Annotated in this window: 16 protein-coding genes; 13 read left to right on the top strand and 3 right to left on the bottom strand. The window is 70.5% G+C overall.

From position 1 onward, the window contains the following. Positions 1-315 precede the first annotated feature (315 nt). The 5 genes from tolQ to V5F49_RS17670 all read left to right on the top strand — a co-directional run bounded on the left by tolQ (position 316) and on the right by V5F49_RS17670 (position 4985). On the top strand, positions 316-1062 hold the full coding sequence (gene tolQ, locus V5F49_RS17690) for a protein TolQ (protein WP_394116909.1): 747 nt from the start codon (positions 316-318) through the stop codon (positions 1060-1062). A gap of 3 nt (positions 1063-1065) precedes the next feature. Then, positions 1066-1524 carry a protein TolR gene (gene tolR / locus V5F49_RS17685; protein WP_394116857.1) on the top strand — a complete coding sequence of 153 codons (459 nt, stop codon included), beginning with the start codon at positions 1066-1068 and terminating at the stop codon, positions 1522-1524. 12 nt (positions 1525-1536) lie between these two features. Then, positions 1537-2490: a cell envelope integrity protein TolA gene (gene tolA, locus V5F49_RS17680; RefSeq protein ID WP_394116856.1), complete on the top strand. Its 954-nt coding sequence runs from the start codon at positions 1537-1539 to the stop codon at positions 2488-2490. A 79-nt stretch (positions 2491-2569) separates the two neighbouring features. Beyond that, positions 2570-3943, top strand: coding sequence for a Tol-Pal system beta propeller repeat protein TolB (tolB, locus tag V5F49_RS17675; RefSeq protein ID WP_394116855.1), 1374 nt, complete (start codon positions 2570-2572; stop codon positions 3941-3943). Positions 3944-4196: 253 nt separating this feature from the next. Beyond that, positions 4197-4985: an inositol monophosphatase family protein gene (locus V5F49_RS17670; RefSeq protein WP_394116854.1), complete on the top strand. Its 789-nt coding sequence runs from the start codon at positions 4197-4199 to the stop codon at positions 4983-4985. A gap of 277 nt (positions 4986-5262) precedes the next feature. Here V5F49_RS17670 and mutL read toward each other — a convergent pair whose 3' ends face one another. Then, the gene (mutL, locus tag V5F49_RS17665) at positions 5263-7170 is read right to left on the bottom strand and encodes a DNA mismatch repair endonuclease MutL (protein WP_394116853.1); all 1908 of its coding nucleotides are present in this window, start codon (positions 7168-7170) and stop codon (positions 5263-5265) included. 196 nt (positions 7171-7366) lie between these two features. On the opposite strand from mutL, the gene map reads away from it, so the two are divergent. Next, positions 7367-8194: a type I methionyl aminopeptidase gene (gene map / locus V5F49_RS17660; protein WP_394116852.1), complete on the top strand. Its 828-nt coding sequence runs from the start codon at positions 7367-7369 to the stop codon at positions 8192-8194. 17 nt (positions 8195-8211) lie between these two features. Continuing rightward, positions 8212-8916 carry a RadC family protein gene (gene radC, locus V5F49_RS17655; RefSeq protein WP_394116851.1) on the top strand — a complete coding sequence of 235 codons (705 nt, stop codon included), beginning with the start codon at positions 8212-8214 and terminating at the stop codon, positions 8914-8916. A gap of 132 nt (positions 8917-9048) precedes the next feature. Here radC and V5F49_RS17650 read toward each other — a convergent pair whose 3' ends face one another. Next, positions 9049-9786, bottom strand: a complete 738-nt coding sequence (locus V5F49_RS17650) for a FadR/GntR family transcriptional regulator (RefSeq protein ID WP_394116850.1) — start codon at positions 9784-9786, stop codon at positions 9049-9051. A 179-nt stretch (positions 9787-9965) separates the two neighbouring features. Between V5F49_RS17650 and V5F49_RS17645 the strand changes: the two genes are divergently transcribed. The 6 genes from V5F49_RS17645 (at position 9966) to V5F49_RS17620 (ending at position 19083) form a co-directional block, all read left to right on the top strand. Further along, positions 9966-11147 carry an acetyl-CoA C-acyltransferase family protein gene (locus V5F49_RS17645; protein WP_394116849.1) on the top strand — a complete coding sequence of 394 codons (1182 nt, stop codon included), beginning with the start codon at positions 9966-9968 and terminating at the stop codon, positions 11145-11147. 90 nt (positions 11148-11237) lie between these two features. Then, the gene (locus V5F49_RS17640) at positions 11238-12884 is read left to right on the top strand and encodes a long-chain fatty acid--CoA ligase (protein ID WP_394116848.1); all 1647 of its coding nucleotides are present in this window, start codon (positions 11238-11240) and stop codon (positions 12882-12884) included. Positions 12885-12996: 112 nt separating this feature from the next. After that, positions 12997-15093: a 3-hydroxyacyl-CoA dehydrogenase NAD-binding domain-containing protein gene (locus V5F49_RS17635; protein WP_394116847.1), complete on the top strand. Its 2097-nt coding sequence runs from the start codon at positions 12997-12999 to the stop codon at positions 15091-15093. Further along, positions 15090-15872 carry an SDR family oxidoreductase gene (locus V5F49_RS17630; protein ID WP_394116846.1) on the top strand — a complete coding sequence of 261 codons (783 nt, stop codon included), beginning with the start codon at positions 15090-15092 and terminating at the stop codon, positions 15870-15872. Before V5F49_RS17635 ends, V5F49_RS17630 begins: the two co-directional genes overlap by 4 nt. Positions 15873-15911: 39 nt before the next feature. Then, entirely contained in the window at positions 15912-17732 is a 1821-nt protein-coding gene (locus V5F49_RS17625) for an acyl-CoA dehydrogenase (RefSeq protein WP_394116845.1), read from the top strand. Between the two features lie 145 nt (positions 17733-17877). After that, complete coding sequence (locus V5F49_RS17620) at positions 17878-19083, top strand: ABC transporter substrate-binding protein (protein WP_509210709.1); 1206 nt, start codon at positions 17878-17880, stop codon at positions 19081-19083. Between the two features lie 143 nt (positions 19084-19226). On the opposite strand, the gene V5F49_RS17615 is transcribed toward V5F49_RS17620, so the two are convergent. Beyond that, positions 19227-19763, bottom strand: coding sequence for an adenine phosphoribosyltransferase (locus V5F49_RS17615; protein WP_394116843.1), 537 nt, complete (start codon positions 19761-19763; stop codon positions 19227-19229). Between the last annotated feature and the right edge of the window lie 146 nt (positions 19764-19909).

Here is a 19909-nt window from a genome sequence, read left to right as displayed (position 1 = left end):
CCGCATTAAGCGTGATCGTGCAGATCTTGTCGCGTGCGGCGCGGTCTTGCACCGCAGCACGGACGCCGCGCCCGTCAAAGTTTGGACAGACTCACTCGTTCAAAGAGCCGCCGAACACTGAACGGGCATCCGGCCGATCAGCCCCGGCGCGGCATGGCGCCGCTGCGGGGACCGGAGGCTCGGGCCGGGCGTCAGCCTGCCCCGGGCGAAAGTGCGCCGCCCCGCCGGGCGGCAGCGGAGCCGAGAATGACTGACCTGACACGCCGTTCCGGCATCGTGTCCCGCCGCCTCTCCCGCGCGCTTCTCGCCGCCGTGATGACGGCCGGCCTCGCGCTGCTGCCGGCCGCGGGCTTCGCGCAGGATGTGGCGCAGGCCCCCGTCGCCGCGCCGGCCACCGACATTTCCTTCCTCGGCCTGTTCCTGCAGGCCCATTTCGTCGTCAAGCTGGTGATGCTGGGCCTGATCGTGTCGTCGGTCTGGGTCTGGGCCATCATCATCGACAAATGGATGCTGTTCTCCCGCAACAAGCGCGAGATGGACCGGTTCGAGCAGGTGTTCTGGTCCGGCCAGAGCCTGGAGGACCTCTACCGCACCATCGCCGGGCGCACCAACCACGGCATGGCCGCCATCTTCGTCGCCGCCATGCGCGAGTGGAAGCGCACCTACGAGGGCGGCGCCCGCTCCTTCACCGGGCTCAACCAGCGCCTCGACAAGGTGATGAACGTGACCATCGCCCGCGAGGTGGAGCGGCTCGAATCACGCCTGCTGGTGCTCGCCACCGTGGGCTCGGCCGGCCCCTTCATCGGCCTGTTCGGCACGGTCTGGGGCATCATGACCTCGTTCCAGTCCATCGCCGCCTCCAAGAACACCTCGCTGGCGGTGGTGGCTCCGGGCATCGCGGAAGCCCTGTTCGCGACCGCGATGGGCCTCATTGCCGCCATTCCGGCGACCATTTTCTACAACAAGTTCATCTCCCAGGTCGGGCGCCAGGCCCAGCGGCTGGAAGGGTTCGCGGACGAGTTCTCCGCCATCCTCTCGCGCCAGATCGACGAGCGGGGCTGATCCATGGGCATGTCGGGAGGAGGCGCGTCAGGGTGGCAGAGCCGGCGCTCGCGCCGCAAGTCCGCGCCCGTGATGGCCGAGATCAACGTGACGCCCATGGTGGACGTCATGCTGGTGCTGCTCATCATCTTCATGGTGGCGGCGCCGCTGCTGACGGTGGGTGTGCCCATCGACCTGCCGCAGACGCAGGCGAACGCCATCAACCAGGACAACAAGGAGCCGATCACCCTCTCGGTCCGCCAGAACGGGCAGATCTACCTGGGTGACAGCGAGATCAAGTACGACGATCTGGTCTCGAAGTTGCAAGCGGTGACCCAGGCGCGCGGCGGCTTCGAGGAGCGCATCTTCGTGCGCGGCGACAAGGCGGCCAACTACGGCCAGATCATGCGGGTCATGGGCCGGCTCTCCGGGGCCGGGTTCAAGAAGGTGGCGCTCGTCACCGAGGTGGAACAGGGAGGCTGATCGAAGGGTCACATGCAGCTCGGGCTTGCCACATCATCGGCGCTCCACGTGGGCGTCCTGGTCCTCACCCTGGTGTCGTTCTCCGGGGCGAAGCCGTTCGAGCCCATGACCGAGAGCCTGCCCGTCGACGTCATCTCCATCTCCGATTTCACCAAGCTCACCAAGGGCGCGAAGAACGGGCAGAAGACCGAGAAGCCCAAGCAGGTGGCCGAGAAGGTGGGCGACCCGACCCCGGTCGAGGACGCCAAGATCAAGGCCAGCGACAAGGCGCCGGTGGAGGCCACCGCCCCGCCGCCCCCGCCCCCGCCGCCGACCCCGAAGGTGGAGCCGCCGAAGGATCCCGCGCCGGCCAAGGCCGAGCCCACCCCGCCCAAGGAACAGGCGGAGCTGGCGCCGAAGCCCGAGCAGAAGCCGCAGGACCAGCCGCCGAAGGACCAGCCCAAGCAGGAGCAGGCCTCCGCCCCCATGCCGCCGAGGAAGCCCGCGCCCCCGCGCGAGCAGCCCAAGCCGGTGGAGGCGAACACGCCCCCGCGCGAGTTCAACACCGACCAGATCAAGCAGCTGATCGACAAGCGCACCCCCAACCGCCAGCTGGCGAGCGCGGAGCAGGTCTCCACCACCTCCTCCATCGGCGCGCCGCGCGGCGACGGGCAGACCCTGACCGCCAGCGAGATCGACGCCTTCCGGCGGCGGGTGCTGGAATGCTGGTCGAGCGACGGCGGCTTCCTCGACCGCAGCCTGAACATCCAGGTGGACATCCACTTCAACCGCGACGGCACCCTCGCCGGCGCGCCGCAGATCGTTTCCGGGCAGCCGGGTGCGGGGCAGCCCGCGTTCCAGGCGTTCGCCTCCAACGGCATCCGCGCCATCATGGCCTGCCAGCCGTACAAGATGTTCCGGCAGGAAACCTACGCCGACTGGAAGTCCCTTCCGGTCACCCTCAACGACAATCTGTTCCGGCGGTGATCGCCGGCGCAGCCGCGGCCGCCCGCCATCGCGCGGGCGCCCGGCGCGCGGCACCGCCCAGGGAGAACGAGGAACCGACATGAACGGGATGGATCGGCCGGCCGGGCCCGGAATGGGCCGCCGGGCCTTCATCAGGAGCGGTATCGCCACGGCGGGGCTCACCGGCCTGTCCATGGCGGGCGGGTTCGGCGCGGGCCTGATCGGTGGCACCGGTGGCGCCGCCGCCGCGCCGCGCATCGACCTCACCCCCGGCTCGTTCAAGCCGATCCCCATCGCCATCACCGATCTGGTGGGCGAGACCGAGATGGGCCGGCAGATCTCCGGCGTCATCACCGCGGACCTGCGCCGCTCCGGCCTGTTCGCCCCCATCGATCCCAAGGCGTTCGTGGAGCAGATCACCAATCCCGATACGCCCCGCTTCCAGGACTGGCGCGTCATCAACGCCCAGGCGCTCATGACCGGGCGCGTGGCGCGGCAGGGCGACGGGCGCTTCCAGGTGGTGTTCCGCCTGTGGGACGTGCTGGCCGGCCAGCAGCTCGCCGCCCAGCAGTTCGTGGCGCAGGCGGAGAACTGGCGCCGCATCGCCCACATCATCGCCGACGTCATCTATGAGAAGATGACCGGCGAGAAGGGCTATTTCGACACCCGCGTCGTGTTCGTGGACGAAAGCGGCCAGAAGGAGCGGCGCGTGAAGCGCCTTGCCATCATGGACCAGGACGGCGCCAACGTGAGCTACCTCACCCGCGGCGACAGCCTCGTCCTCACCCCGCGCTTCTCGCCCACCAGCCAGGAAATCACCTACATGTCCTACACCCAGGGCGAGCCCCGGGTGTTCCTGCTCAACATCGAGACCGGGCAGCGCGAGATCGTCGGCAACTTCCCGGGCATGAGCTTCGCGCCCCGGTTCGCGCCGGACGGGCAGCGGGTCATCATGAGCCTGCAGCAGGGCGGCAATTCCAACATCTTCGTCATGGACCTGCGCTCGCGCGCCACCACGCGCCTCACCGACACCGCCGCCATCGACACCGCCCCCTGCTATTCGCCGGACGGCCGGCAGATCTGCTTCGAGAGCGATCGCGGCGGCACCTCGCAGATCTATGTGATGAACGCCGACGGCACCGGCGCGCGGCGCATCTCCTTCGGCAATGCCCGCTACTCGACCCCGGTGTGGTCGCCCAAGGGCGACTGGATCGCCTTCACCCGGCAGGCGGAAGGCCGCTTCGCCATCGGCGTCATGCGCACCGACGGCTCGGGCGAGCGCGTGCTGACCGAGGGCTACCATAACGAAGGGCCGACCTTCGCGCCCAACGGCCGCGTCATCATGTTCTTCCGTGATCCGGGCGGCGCCTCCGGCCCCTCGCTCTATACGGTGGACGTGACCGGCTACAACGAGCAGCGCCAGCCGACCCCCAGCTACGCCTCCGACCCCGCCTGGTCGCCGCTGCGGTCCTGACCGGCGGTCGTGCGCCTTCCCGGTTCCGAGCAGCCATCCGGAGATGCCCGCGCGGCGGGTATCGTCCCACCGGGAGCTGCGTCGGCCCGGCGCGAAAGCCTCTGCCGCGCAGGCCCGGCGCATGGCACCCCCGCCCGGCCCGTGGCTTGACGGCCACGCCAAGGGCGGGCACACGCTGCCCCCAGCATTTCCCATTCCGGCCGCCGGCCGGGCTCCGCGCCCGGCGTTCGCGCGCCCAAGCCCAGGTTCCTTCATGATCCGCTCGCCGCTCATCACCGTCATGGTCCAGGCCGTCCGCAAGGCCGGCCGCGCCCTCGCCCGCGACTTCGGCGAGGTGGAGCAGCTGCAGGTCTCCATGAAGGGGCCGGGCGATTTCGTCTCCGCCGCCGACCGCAAGTCCGAGGACACCCTTTACGCCGAGCTGTCGCGCGCCCGCCCCGCCTACGGCTTCCTCATGGAGGAGCGCGGCGCGGTGGAAGGCACCGATCCGGCCAACACCTGGGTGGTGGACCCGCTCGACGGCACCACCAACTTCCTCCACGGCATCCCGCTGTTCTCCATCTCGCTGGCGCTGGTGCGCAACGGCGTGCCGGTGGCGGGCGTGGTGTTCAATCCGGTGACGGACGAGCTCTACGTCGCCGAGAGCGGCCAGGGCGCCTATCTCAACGACCGCCGCATCCGCGTCGCCGCCCGCCGCAAGCTGGCCGACAGCGTGGTGTGCTGCGGCCTGCCGCACATGGGCCGGGGCGACCACGCGCAGTTCATCCGCGAGCTGGAGAAGGTGCAGCCCCAGGTCTCCGGCCTGCGCCGCACCGGCTCGGCCGCCATCGACCTCGCCTGGGTGGCCGCCGGCCGCTTCGACGCCTTCTGGGAGCGCAACCTCTCGCCCTGGGACATGGCGGCGGGCGTCATCCTCGTGCGCGAGGCGGGCGGCTACGTCTCGGACATGGACGACCGCGACCGCATGCTCGAGTCCGGGCATATCATCGCCGGCAACGAGCTGATCCGCCGCGACCTGCAGAAGCTGCTGAAGGCCGCCTGAACGGCTTTCCCCCTGACGCACCAAGCGGACCCACGCCGTGCGGATGGGCGGCGCCCCCTCAGGGGTGCGGACACGGCTGTTCGCCTCCGCCGCGCTCCTGCCCGGATGCAATGCGGGCCCTGCCGCAATGAAGCAGCGCCTTGCGGGCGCCTGCAACGTCCTGCCTGCCTGAACGGGCCCCCTGGGCGGGTCCAGCGCAGCGCCACGTCCGCGGCCAGCACGAAGACCGGGGTGGCAGAAACGATGCGCGGACCCGGAGCGACGGAGCCCCCCGCCCCTAACGCCGGGCGAACAGCTTCTCCACGTCCTTCAGGGAGAGGGTGACGAAGGTCGGCCGGCCGTGGTTGCACTCGCCGGCGTTCGGCGTCTCCTCCATCTCCCGCAGCAGCGCGTTCATCTCCTCCACCCGCAGCCGCCGGCCCGCGCGCACCGAACCGTGGCACGCCATGGTGGCGGCCACGTGCAGGAGGCGCCGTTCCAGCGGCAAGGCGTCGTCCCATTCGGCCGCATGCTCGGCGAGATCGGTGACGAGGCGGGTGACGTCCGCATCCTTGAGCAACGCCGGCACCTCGCGCACCAGCACTGCGCCGTGGCCGAAGGCCTCCAGCGCGAGGCCCAGCGCCGCCAGATCCTCCGCGCGCTCGGCGAGCCGGTCCGCCTCCGCCGGGTCGAGCTCCACCACGACCGGGATCAGCAGCCCCTGCCGCCCCACCCCGTCGCGGGAGAGCGCCGCCTTCAGCTTCTCGTAGACGAGGCGCTCATGGGCGGCGTGCTGGTCCACCAGCACCAGCCCCTCGCGGGTCTGGGCGACGATATAGGTCTCGTGCAGCTGCGCCCGCGCCGCGCCGAGCGGGCGGTCGAGGTCGGCGGCGGCGATGGGCGATGCATCGGCCCGCGCGTCTGCGGACGGGGGGGCAATATCGAGCCGCGCCTGCTCCCCCTCGCCAAGGCCGAACCCCGCTTCCGCCGGCCGGGATGCGGACGTGCGCCAGTCATAATCGAGCGGCGCCGCTGGCCGGAAACCGGCGAAGGCACCCGATGCCGGCGAACCGCCGGCAAACCCGCCCGATGCCAGCGGCCCGCCGGCAAATCCGCCCGAAGCCGGCAGAGACCGCACGGCGCCTCCCTCCAGCTCCGGAGTGCGGGCAAGCGCCACCAGCCGGTCGGCCATGGTCGCGGCGGTGGAGGGCAGGCGCGATCCCAGCGCATCGGTGAGCGTGCGCACGATGAGCGCGCGCACGTTGCCGCCGTCGCGGAAGCGCACCTCGGTCTTGGCGGGGTGGACATTCACGTCCACGTCGCGCGGATCGATGTCGATGAACAGGGCCAGCACCGGAAAGCGCTCCGACGGCAGAAGGTCCGCATAGGCGGCGCGCACCGCGCCCATCAGCAGCTTGTCGCGCACCGGGCGGCCGTTCACGAACAGGAACTGGCTGAGCGAGTTGGCCTTGGAGAAGGTGGGCAGGCCCACCAGCCCCTCCAGCACCACGTCGTTCCTCTGGCCGAACACCGGCACCACATTGCGCCCGGCATCCGCCCCCAGCACGTCGGCGAGGCGCGCGGCGCGGCCCTCGGCATCAAGCGGGCGGGCGGGGAAGGTTGAGGGCGCGCGGTCGTCCAGCACCAGGGTGAAGGCGACGTCCGGCCGCGCCAGCGCGAGGCGGCGCACCACATCGGCCGCCGCCGCGCCCTCCGCCCGATCGGATTTCAGGAACTTCAGCCGCGCCGGCGTCGCATAGAACAGGTCGCGCACCTCGACGCGGCTGCCCCCGCCCAGCGCGGCAGGCCGCGGCGGGGTGACGATGCCGCCGTCCACCCGCACCTCGAAGGCGTGATCGGCCCCCGGCGGCCGGCTGGCGATGGAAAGGTGGGCCACCGCTCCGATGGAGGGCAGCGCCTCGCCCCGGAAGCCGAGGGTGGAGATGGCGAGCAGGTCCTCCCCCTGAAGCTTGGAGGTGGCATGGCGTTCCACGCACAGGGCGAGATCGTCCGGCCCCATGCCCGAGCCGTCGTCGGCGACGCGCACGAGGCGCCGGCCGCCGGCCTGGATCACCACCTCGATGGCGCGGGCGCCGGCATCGAGCGCGTTTTCCACCAGCTCCTTCACCACGGCAGCCGGCCGCTCCACCACCTCGCCGGCGGCGATGCGGTCGATGAGGACGGGGGGCAGGCGACGGATGGCCATGGGCGCTCGGGCACGATTCGGAGCCTGCGATCTTAGGCCCGCGCGCGCCCGCGACGAAGCGCCCTCCGGGCCTGTCCCCCGCCCTGTGCAGGGCCGGCAGGCATTGCGGCGCTTGCTTTGCGGGCGGCTTGGCCTAAATCTGTGGGCAGAAATCCTGCATGCTGGGGCGCGCCGTTCGCTGCCCGAAGGGTACCCTATGACTTATGTTGAGGCGGCAACCGCGCCGCTGCGCAAGACCGGCCACATCAAGCTCTACGGCCCCGAGGGCTTCGCGGGCATGCGCCGGGCCGGCGCCCTCACCGCCCAGGCGCTCGACGCCGTGGCCGAGCTGGTGGTCCCCGGCGTCACCACCGCCGCCATCGACAAGCTGATCTACGAGTTCGCGCTCGATAACGGCGCCTATCCGGCGACGCTGATGTACCGCGGCTATCGCTATTCGGTGTGCACCTCCGTGAACCACGTGGTGTGCCACGGCATGCCCAACGCCCGCCCACTGCGGGAAGGCGACATCGTGAACGTGGACGTGACGCTGGTGCTCGACGGCTGGTACGGCGATTCCAGCCGCATGTATCCCGTGGGCGTCATCCCCCGCCGCGCCGAGCGGCTGCTGGAGGTGACCTACGAATCGATGATGCGCGGCATCGACGCCATCCGCCCCGGCGCCCACGTGGGCGACATCGGCGCCGCGATCCAGGAATTCGTGGAGCCGCAGCACATGAGCGTGGTGCGCGACTTCTGCGGCCACGGCGTAGGGCAGGTGTTCCACGACGAGCCCAACATCGTGCATGTGGGCCGCCGCGGCGAGGGGCCGAAGCTCATGCCCGGCATGATCTTCACGGTGGAGCCCATGATCAACCTGGGCCGTCCGCACGTGAAGGTGCTCTCCGACGGCTGGACCGCCGTCACCCGCGACCGCTCCCTCTCCGCCCAGTTCGAGCACGCCGTGGGCGTGACCGAGACCGGGGTCGAGATCTTCACGCTGAGCCCGAAGGGCTACGACAAGCCGCCCTACGTCACCGCCTGAGGACGCCGGACACCCGCATGGCCGAAGCGCCGGACGACGGCCTGAACGAAGCGCCCCACTTCCACGGGCATCGCGACCGGCTGCGCGCCCGCTTCCGCACCGCCGGCGCCCAGGCGCTGGCCGATTACGAGCTCCTGGAGCTGGTGTTGTTCCGCGCGGTGCCGCGGCGCGACGTGAAGCCCCTCGCCAAGGCGCTGGTGGACCGCTTCGGCTCGTTCGCCGAGGTGGTGGCCGCGCCGCCTGCCCTGCTGGCCGAGGTGCCGGGGGTGAAGGACGCCATCATCACCGAGCTGAAGGTGGTGGAGGCCGCCGCCCAACGCCTCGCGCGCGGGCAGGTGAAGCGCCGCCCGGCCCTCTCCTCCTGGAGCGCGGTGATCGACTATTGCCGCACCGCCATGGCCTATGCGGAGCGCGAGCAGGTGCGCGTGCTGTTCCTCGACAAGCGCAACCAGCTCATCGCCGACGAGGTGCTGCAGACCGGCACCGTCGACCACGCCCCGGTCTATCCCCGCGAGGTGGTGAAGCGGGCGCTGGAGGTGTCGGCCTCTGCCCTCATCCTGTGCCACAACCACCCCTCGGGCGACCCGACGCCCTCGCGCGCCGACATCGACATGACGCGGCGGATCATCGACGTGGCCAAGCCGCTGGGCATCGAGGTGCACGACCACATCATCGTCGGCAAGGACGGCCACGCCAGCCTGAAGGGGCTGAAACTGATCTGACGCGCCGCCGATGGCGCCATGGGCGCCCGTCGGGCCGGTGCGCAAGCCGTGCCCCGGCGGGAACGGAGGCCACGGCCAAGCGTGCTCCCGAGGCACCCGCCGCGGGCCTGATGCGCGGCGTCGCCTCCGGCCTCAGCCGCCCTCGAACGCGATCGCATCCTTCAGGTCGAAGCTGCACAGCTCGTAGCCGCGGCGGAAGTCGACCATGTGGCGCCGCATCCACAGCTCGGCCTCATGGCTGTCGCGCGCCTTGAGCGCATCGATGATGTGCCGGTGCGCCTGCACGAGGCGGCGCGGTCCGGTCTCGCAATTCAGCGGATGGGCGAACAGCTTGGCCAGCGCGGGATAGAACAGCTGGGAGATGGGCTCGCGGGCGAGCAGCAGCGCCTTGTTGCCGGCGATCTCCGCGACGAGGGTGTGAAACGCCACGTCGAGCTCAATGATCGACCGCCCGGCGGCGCGGGCTTCCTCCATCTCGCGGTAATTGCTCTCCAGCGCCTCGATCTGCGCCGCGTCCACATGCCCTGCGGCCCGCGCCGCGGCGCTCGGCTCCAGCGACATGGAGACTTCCCACAGCTCCTCGAACGTCACGCGCTGCATGATGAGCGCGCGGGAGGCGCGGGGGGCGAGGTCGGAATAGTGCGGCGCCTTGACGAACAGGCGCCGCCCGGCCTCGCGGCCGACCAGTCCGCTCTCCTCCAGGATCCGCAGACCCTCGCGCACCGTGTGCCGGGCAAGCCCGAACTGCTCGGCGAGCTCCGTCTCCGTCGGCAACGGATCCCCGGCCTCCAGATGGCCGGACATGATCTGCTTCTCGATGGCATCGCACACGGTGCGATAGGCGGGAACAGGCTCAATGCGTTGAAACATGACGACATCTCGTTCGAGGCCCCTTGGACCTACCACCCGCCGCCCCGTTGTGCAAATGTTCCCTTGTCCAACAATTCAACATGACGTAAGACGGTCCCGGAATGCAGCACGCCGGACCGCGGGGAACACCCTCGCGCCACGCCGAGACAAGGCGGCCGGCGGGATCAGGAAGGGCGGAAATGACACGCGAGATCGTAGTCGTCGGCGCGGCGCGCACGGCCATCGGCACCTTCGGCGGAACCCTGAAGGACGTTCCCCTGTCCCAGCTCGCCACCACCGCGGTGAAGGCCGCGCTGGAGCGCAGCGGCGTCGAGCCCGGCGCGGTGGGCCACGTCGCCCTGGGCAACGTCATCCCCACCGAGCCCAGGGACGCATACCTGAGCCGCGTCGCGGCCCTGAACGCGGGGCTCCCCGAGGCGGTGCCGGCCTTCAACGTGAACCGCCTGTGCGGCTCGGGCCTGCAGGCCATCATCTCGGCGGCGCAGACCATCGCGCTGGGCGACACCGACATCGCCATCGGCGGCGGCGCCGAATCCATGAGCCGCGGGCCGTACATCTCCTCCGGCATGCGCTGGGGCCAGCGCATGGGCGATGCGCGCATGGTGGACTACATGCTCGCCGCGCTGCACGACCCGTTCCAGGACATCCACATGGGCATCACCGCGGAGAACGTGGCCGCCCGCCGGCAGGTGAGCCGGGACGACCAGGACGCGCTCGCGGCCGAGAGTCACCGCCGCGCCGCCCACGCCATCGCCGAGGGGCGCTTCCGCGAGCAGATCGTGCCGGTGGAGATCGTCACCCGCAAAGGCACGCAGGTCTTTGACACGGACGAGCACGTGCGCGTGGACACCACGGTGGATGTCCTCTCCAAGATGAAGCCGGTGTTCAAGGCGGGCGGCACGGTGACGGCCGGCAACGCCTCGGGCATCAACGATGCCGCTGCCGCCGTGGTGCTGGTCGAGGCCGGCGTCGCGGAGCGCAAGGGGCTGAAGCCGCTGGCGCGCCTCGTGGGCTACGCCCATGCCGGTGTGGCGCCCGACGAGATGGGCATCGGCCCCATCCCGGCGACGCGCAAGGTGCTGGAGCGGACCGGGCTCTCCGTCGCCGACCTGGATGTGATCGAATCCAACGAGGCGTTCGCGGCGCAGGCCTGCGCCGTGACGCGGGAGCTCGGGTTCGATCCGGCGAGGGTCAACCCCAACGGCTCGGGCATCTCCCTCGGCCATCCGGTGGGGGCGACCGGCACCATCATCACCGTGAAAGCCATCTACGAGCTGCACCGCACCGGCGGGCGCTACGCGCTCGTGACCATGTGCATCGGCGGCGGCCAGGGCATCGCCGCCATCTTCGAGCGGGTGTGAGGGCGGGCTCGCCCAGCCTCACGGAAAACCGCCCCACCAGAGGGCGGCGCCGTTCAAAGCAAGCAACAAGGGTGCGAGGGAGAAGCAGCCATGAAGGGCCTGATGCAGCGCCGTGACCTGAACGTGTCGGACATCATCCGTTTCGCGGCCAGGTATCATACCCACGCCACCGTCACGACGCGCCGCGCCGACGGCAGCCGCATCGTCCATTCCTATCCCGGGATCGAGCGCCGGGCGGCCCAGCTTGCCCATGCGCTGAAGCGGCGCGGCATCGCCCCGGGAACGCGCATCGGGACGCTGGCGTGGAACGACCACCGGCACCTTGAGCTCTATTATGGCGTCGCCGGCGTGGGCGCCATCTGCCACACAATCAATCCACGCCTGTTCAGGGAGCAGATCGCCTACATCATCGCCGACGCCGCCGACGCGATGCTGTTCGTCGACCCGCTCGAGATGCCGGTGCTGGACGCGCTGGGTCCGCAGCTGAAGCGTGCGGGGGTGGCCACGCTGGTGGTGCTGGGCGACGATCACGACGTGCCCGAGACGGCCCTCACGGCGCATCTCGAGGTCATCTCCTACGAGACGCTGATCGCCGGCGAGCCCGAGACCATCGACTGGCCGCGCTTCGACGAGAACGACGCGGTCAGCCTCTGCTACACCTCGGGCACCACCGGCAGCCCCAAGGGCGTGCTCTATTCGCACCGCGCCGTGGTGCTGCACGGCTATTCCACCAACCTGCCCGACTTCTTCGGCCTGCGCTCGGTGGATGTGGCCATGCCGGTGGTGCCCATGTTCCATGTCAACGGCTGGGGGGTGCCCTACAGCGCCCCCATGGTGGGGGCGAGCCTGGTCCTGCCCGGCCCGCGGCCCCAGGCGGCCGACCTCTGCGACCTGATCGCGACGACGGGTGTGACATGGTCGGCCGCGGTGCCGACCGTCTGGCTCGGCGTGCTGGAACGCCTGCGCGCGACCCGCCCGGCCATCGCCCAGCCCCTGCGGATCACGGTGGGCGGCGCGGCCTGCCCGCCCCACATCGCCACCGCGTTCCACGACGAGTTCGGGATCACCGTCAACCACGCCTGGGGCATGACGGAGACGAGCCCGTGCGGCCTGTTCAACCAGCGCAAGGTGGAGAACAAGGACATGCCGCTTGAGCAGTGGCTCGCCTCCCAGCGCCGCCAGGGCCGCCCGACCTTCGGGGTGGAGGTGGAGGTGGTGGACGATGCCGGCGCGCAGGTTCCCGCCGATGGGGTCGCCACCGGCGAGCTGCTGATCCGCGGGCCGTGGATCGCCTCCGCCTACTTCCAGCGCGAAACCCAGGACGGCGCCTTCACCGCGGATGGCTGGTTCCGCACCGGCGACGTGGTCACCCAGGATGCCTCGGGCTACTTCGAGATCGTCGACCGCACCAAGGACCTGATCAAGTCCGGCGGCGAGTGGATCAGCTCCATCGCGCTCGAGAACATCGCCGTCGCCCATCCGGCGGTGGAGGAGGCGGTGGTCATCGCCGCGCATCATCCGAAATGGGACGAGCGCCCCCTGCTGCTGGTGGTGCTGAAGCCGGGACGGACGGCGGAAAAAGGCGAGATCCTCGACTGGTACAGCGGCAAGGTCGCCAAGTGGTGGATTCCCGATGACGTGGTCTTCGTCAAGGAGCTGCCCCACACCGCCACGGGAAAGCTTCTGAAAGCCGAAATACGCCATCAGTTCTCGAACTACATCGTCGGCAGGCCGTAGCAACAGCCTGCCTCAGCCCAAGATCATCTCAACCATTCAGCCGAAGCCGAAGCCGTTCTGCCCCGCAGTGTCCCGCGGGCCAGGCCGGGCGCGGCGCGCGGAGGGGAGCATCGTGCCGGTCACAGCGCATATCGAGGACGGGGTCGGGATCATCGTCTTCTCCAATCCGCCGCTCAATCCCATTTCGGCCACCGCCGGCATTCCCCAGGCCATCGAGGCGGCGTTGCTCACGCTCGATGCGGACCCGCAGGTGAAGGCGATCGTGCTCGCCGCCGAGGGGCGGATGTTCTCCGCCGGCGCCGACATCGCCGAGTTCGACAAGGATCCGCAGGCCATCGCCGGGCCGGCCCGCCGGCTGGACGACGTGCTCGACGGGCTGGCGAAGCCGGTGGTGAGCGCCATCCAGGGCGGCGCCCTCGGCGGCGGGCTGGAGCTGGCGCTGGCCACGGACTACCGGATCGCCACCTCCGGCGCGAAGCTCGGCCTGCCCGAGGTCACCCTCGGCATCATTCCCGGCGCGGGCGGAACCCAGCGCCTCGCCCGCCTGACCGGGGCCGCGCCGGCCGCGCAGCTGATCTCCTCCGGCAAGACCATCGACGCCGTCGAGGCCCACTGCATCGGCCTCCTGGACGGCCTTGCGGAAGACGATGTGCGGTCCGAGGCCATCGCCTTCGCCCGCTCGGTTGCCGCCGCCGGCCGCCGCAGGAGCCGCGACCGGGACATCGCGGGCGATGGCGGCGCGGAGGCCATCGCCGAGGCCCGCCGCAAGGCGCCCCCGGGCGCGACCGGGGACGCGGTGCGCGGCGCGCTCGAGGCCATCGAAACCGGCATGCGCCAGGGCTTCGACGCGGGTCTCGCCGCCGAATACGCCATCTTCGACCGCCTGCTGGTCAGCGAGCCGGCCCGCGGCCTGCGGCACGCTTTTCTCTCCGAGCGGGCGGTCGCGCGGGTGCCGGGGCTTGATCCCGGGCTGAAGGTCGATCCGGTGCGCGCGGTGGCGATCATCGGGTCTGGCACCATGGGCACCGGCATCGCGCTGGCCGTGGCCCAGGCGGGGCTTCCCGTCACCGTCATCGACGCCAATGCCGCGGCGCTGGAGCGCTCCCGGTCCTCGGTGGACGGCACGATCGCGCGCGCCGTCGAGCGGGGCCGGCTCAGCGCAGCTCAAGGCGCGGCGCAGCGCGGACGCATCGGCTTCTCCCTCGACATGGAAGCCGTGCGCGGCGCCGATTTCGTCATCGAGGCCGTGTTCGAGGACCTGTCGGTCAAGCAGCAGGTGTTCGAGGCGCTGGACCGGCTCGCCGACGCGGGCGCGGTGCTCGCGTCCAACACCTCGACGCTGGATCTGGACCGGATCGCCGCCTTCACCAGCCGGCCGCAGTCCGTGGTCGGCACCCATTTCTTCAGCCCGGCCAACATCATGCGCCTGCTCGAGGTGGTGCGCGGGGCAAAGACCGACCCCGCAACGCTGGCGCGGGCGATGGCCTTCGCCAGGCAGATCCGCAAGGTGGGCGTGGTCTCGGGCGTCTGCGACGGCTTCATCGGCAACCGCATGTTCGAGGAGTACCTGCGCCAGGCCTATTTCCTGCTGGAGGAAGGCGCCCTGCCCCAGCAGGTGGATGCCGCCATGGAGGCGTGGGGCATGGCGATGGGGCCGCTGCGCACCATGGACCTCGCCGGCCAGGACATCGGCTGGAGCATCCGCAAGCGGCGGGCGGTGGAGCAGCCCGACCGGCCATACTCGGTCATCCCTGATCTCATCTGCGCGATGGGCCGCTACGGCCAGAAGACCGGCGCCGGCTACTATCTCTATCCCAGGGGTGGCAAGCCGGAGGTGGACCCCGCCATCGACGCGCTGGTGGTGGAGGAATCGCGCCGCCTCGGCATCGCGCGGCGCCCCATCAGCGATGAAGAGATCGTCGAGCGCTGCGTCTACGCGCTGGTGAACGAGGGCGCCCGCGCCCTTGAGGAGGGCATCGCCGCGCGCCCCCTCGACATCGATACCGTGTGGGTCTGCGGCTACGGCTTCCCGCGGTTCCGGGGCGGACCCATGTTCTACGCCGACCGCGTGGGCCTGCCGCACGTGCTGTCCCGCATCAAGGACTTCGCCGGCGCCTACCAGGGCTGGGCCTGGACGCCCGCCGATCTGCTGCGCCGCGCCGCCGAGGCCGGCACGGGCTTCGCCCCCCTCAACGGAGAGGTCGCATGACCAACGATCTGCATCGCCTGTTCGACCTCTCCGGCCGGGTCGCCATCGTCACCGGCGGCTCGCGCGGCATCGGCCTGCAGATGGCGGAGGCGCTCGGCGAGTTCGGCGCGCACGTCGTCATCACCGCGCGCAAGGCCGACGAGCTGGCGGAGGCGCGGCGCCATCTGGAGGGGCTGGGCTTCGCCTGCACCGCCCTGGCGTCGGACCTCTCGGACCCTGCCGCGATCGCGCCGATGGTGGAGGCGGCGGCGGCGGTGACGGGCCGCATCGACATCCTCGTCAACAACGCCGGCGCCACCTGGGGCGCCCCTGCCGAGGCCTATCCGCCGCACGGCTGGGCCAAGGTGATGGACCTCAACCTCAACCGTCTCTTCGACCTCACCCGCGAGGTGGCGGCGCGGGCGATGCTGCCGCAGGGCTACGGACGCATCGTCAACATCGCCTCCATCGCCGGCCTGACGGGCAACCTGCCCGGCATGGAGGGCACGGCCGCCTACAACGCCTCGAAAGGCGGCGTGATCAGCCTGACGCGCGCGCTCGCCTCCGAATGGGGCGCGCGCGGCATCACGGTGAACGCGCTGGCACCGGGCTATTTCCCCTCGAAGATGACCGCCGGCACCCTCGACCGGCACGGCGAGAAGCTCCTGTCCGTGACCCCGCGCGGCAGGCTCGGCGGCGAGGGCGACCTCAAGGGGCCGGTGCTGCTCCTCGCCTCCGATGCCGGCGCCCACATCACCGGCCAGACCCTCGCCGTTGACGGCGGCATGACCGCGCTCTGAGCGCGGCCGCCGCCCGGCTCTGACCCACGAGGACACCCTATGACTTCCGCTTCGCTCATCCGCCGCGCCGACATGGATTTCCTTCTGCTCGACTGGCTCGGGGCGGACCGGCTGGCGGAGATCCCCCGCTTTTCCGACCTGAGCCGCGAGACGCTGAGCGCGCTCCTCGACCTGAGCGAGACCGTGGCGTCCCGCCATTTTCTGCCCCACTACAAGACGGCGGACATCCGGGAGCCGAGCCTCGACGAGCACGGGGTCCACATCCTGCCCGAGATCGGCGCGGCGCTCTCCGCCTATGCCGAGGCGGGCCTGTTCGGCCAGAGCTTCTCCTACGAGCACGGCGGCATGCAGCTGCCGCTGACGGTGGCGGCCGCCTCCTTTGCCCATGCCCTTGCCGCCAACATCGCCACCGCCGCCTATCCCATGCTGACGGTGGCCAATGCCCGCCTCCTCACCACCTTCGGCAACGAGGCGCTGGTCGACGCCCTCGCCCGGCCGCAGATCGAGGGCCGCTATTTCGGCACCATGTGCCTGTCCGAGCCGCAGGCCGGCTCTTCGCTGGCCGACATCACCACGCGCGCGGTCGCGGACGGGGAGGACGGCCTCGGCCGGCGTTTCCGGCTGTCCGGCAACAAGATGTGGATCTCCGGCGGCGATCAGGACGCCTCGGAGAACATCTGCCACCTGGTGCTGGCGAAGATCCCCGGAGATGGGGGAAAGCTCGTGCCCGGCACGGGCGGCATCTCGCTGTTCGCCGTGCCGAGGACCCTCGTCGCGCCCGGCGCGTTCGCCGGCGAGCGCAACGATGTCGTGGTGGCCGGCCTCAACCACAAGATGGGCTATCGCGGCACCGCCAACTGCCTGCTCAATTTCGGCGAGGGCCAGCGCTACCGCCCGGGCGGCGCGGCGGGAGCCGTGGGCTATCTGGTGGGCGCGCCGGGACAGGGGCTCGCCATCATGTTCATGATGATGAACGAGGCGCGCCTGCAGGTGGGGCTCGGCGCCGCCATGCTGGCCTATCGCAGCCACCGCCTCAGCGTCGGCTATGCGTGCGAGCGGGCCCAGGGACGCCCCCGCGGCGCGGCCGCCGACACCCGCCCGGTGCCGCTCATCGCCCATGCCGACGTGAAGCGCATGCTGCTGGCCCAGAAGTCCTATGCCGAGGGCGCGCTGGCCCTGGTGCTCTATTGCTTCCACCTCGCCGACCGCGCCGAGGCGGCCGACGACGCCGAGGCGCGGCGCCTGCTCGACCTGCTCACCCCGGTGGCGAAGACCTGGAGCTCGGAGTGGGGCCTCGCCGCCAGCGACATCGCGATCCAGATCCACGGCGGCTACGGCTACACCCGCGATTTCGACGTGGAGCAGCTCTATCGCGACAACCGGCTGAACCCCATCCACGAGGGCACGACCGGCATCCAGGCCATCGACTTCGTCGGCCGCAAGCTCATCCGCGACAAGGGCGATGCCTTCGCCCTTCTGGCCTCCCGGATCGATGCGACGACCGCCAAGGCCGCAGCCTCCGCCGCCCTCGCGGAGACCGGACGGATGCTGGCCATGGCGCGGACGGCCGTGGCGGAACAGGTGCGCGAGCTGATCGCCGACCCCTCTGGCACCGGCGCCATGGACAACGCCACCGCCGTGCTCTCCGCCGTCGGCCACCTCGTCGCCGGCTGGCTGTGGCTGGACCAGGCGCTTGCAGCGGAGACGGCGCGGGACCGGCTGGGCGACGCCTTCGTCGACGGCAAGGTGACAACCGCCCGCTTCTTCGCCGCCTATGAACTGGTCAAGATCCCCGGCTGGCTCTCGCCGCTGCGCGCCGCCCCCGGCCTGTTGTCCGGCGCGGCAGCCGAGCTGTTCTGAAGAACACGCCGCTCATTCCATCGCAATCACAAGAAATTCCGAACCACAACGACTTCGGAAGCCAAGGGAGGAATTCATGATCTCAAGCGGAGGTGCAAGGGCTGGTGGATCGATCAGGGCGAGGCTGGGCGCCGCTCTCCTGTCCATGGCGATGGGGGCCGGGGCGATCGGTGCCGGGGCGATTGCGGACGCGGTCGCGGCGGAGCCGTCGAACGGCGTCGTGCGCATCGGCGTGCTGAACGATCAGGCCGGGCCCTATTCCGATCCCCAGGGTCCCGGCTCGGTGGCTTCGGCGCAGCTCGCCATCAAGGATTTCGGCGGCAAGGTGCTGGGCAAGCCCATCGAGCTGGTGGTCGGAGATCACCAGAACAAGGCTGACCTCGGTGCCAGCATCGCCCGCAAGTGGATCGACGTGGACGGGGTGGACGCCCTCGTCGACTTCGGCAATTCGGCGGTCTCGCTCGCGGTGCAGGAGCTTGCGAAGAACAAGGCGGTGATCCTCAACGTCAGCTCCGTCACCGACAAGCTGTTCGGCGAGGCCTGCTCGCCGACCGGGTTCGTGTGGAACTACGATTCCTCCACCATCGCCAACGCCATGGGCCGCGCGACGGTGAAATCCGGCGGCGACACCTGGTTCCTCATCGTTGCCGACTATTCGTTCGGCCATTCCCTGCAGCAGCAGATCGAGCGCGTGGTGGTGCCGGCGGGCGGCAAGATCCTGGGCGTCGCGCGCCACCCGGTGACGACCACCGACTTCAGCGCCTACCTCCTGCAGGCGCAGGCGTCGAAGGCCAAGGTCATCGCCCTTCTCAACGCCGCCGACAACACCATCAACTCCATCAAGCAGGCCGGTGAATTCGGCATCGTGGAAGGCGGCCAGAAGCTCGCCGCCACCGCCTTCTACCTCACCAACGTGCACGCCCTCGGGCTAAAGACGGCGCAGGGGCTCCAGTTCGTGGCCCCCTTCTACTGGGACCAGGACGACGCCTCGCGCGAGTTCACCCGGCGCTGGCGGGCGGAGCGCGGAACCACCAATGCCCCGACGCATCTCCAGGCCGGCGTCTACAGCGCTGTCCTCGCCTACCTGAGAGCGGTGGAAGCGGCCGGCACCGACGATCCGGTCAAGGTATCGGAGAAGATCCGCGAGCTGCCCGTCAACGACTTCTTCGCCAAGGGCGCGAAAGTGCGCGCCGATGGCCGCCTCATGAAGGGCATGACCCTTTACGAGGTGAAGTCGCCGGCCGAATCGAAGGGGCCGTGGGACTACCTCAAGGCCATTCGCGAGATGCCGGCCGAGGAGATCATCCGTCCCCTCAGCGAAAGCAATTGTCCGTACGCGCCTGCCAAGTGAAACACGGCGGAGGTGGAGGCGCGAGCGTCCACCTCCTTGCCGCGCCCGACCAAGCGCCCCGACATCGAGGGGGACGCGCAGATCATCCCCTGCAAGGGCCGGCGGACGATCCCAAGGAAACGGACCCGGACCCGTATGCGGCCTCAGTGCCCCGGGAAGGCGACCAGCGTTCGCACGGCGACCCCGGCCTGCCGCAGCCGGTCCGCGCCGCCGAGGTCCGGCAGGTCCACCACGAAGCAGGCCGCCTCCACCACCGCGCCGCAGGTCTGGAGCAGCTTCACCGCGCCCGTGGCCGTGCCGCCGGTGGCGATCAGGTCATCCACCAGCAGCACCCGCTCGCCGGCCTGAATGGCGTCCACATGCATCTCGATCTCGTCCTCGCCATACTCGAGAGCATAGGCCATGCGCACGGTCTGGTGCGGCAGCTTGCCCTTCTTGCGGATCGGCACGAAGCCGGCGGAGAGCTGGTGCGCCACCGCCCCGCCAAGGATGAAGCCGCGCGCCTCGATGCCGGCCACCTTGTCGATCTTCGCGCCCGCCCACGGCTGCACCAGCTCGTCCACCGCGCGGCGGAAGGCGCGGGCGTCACCCAGCAGCGTGGTGATGTCGCGGAAGAGGATGCCGGGCTTGGGATAATCGGAAATGGTGCGGATCGAAGCGGCGAAATCGGCGGGGGTCATGCATGGCTCCGGAACAGGGCACAGCTTCCTTAGGCAAGGAGCCGCGCGAGGGAAAGCGCTCACATGCCGCCCGCCGATCACGGGCCGGCGAGGCGGGCGCTGACCCGGACGGCGCATGGGCCGCCGGAACGTCAGCCCTTCCGGTG

Origin of the sequence: Xanthobacter lutulentifluminis, assembly GCF_043194675.2 — a bacterium.
In the GTDB taxonomy this organism is placed as follows: Bacteria; Pseudomonadota; Alphaproteobacteria; order Rhizobiales; family Xanthobacteraceae; genus Xanthobacter.
This window is presented reverse-complemented; position numbering and strand designations above follow the sequence as displayed.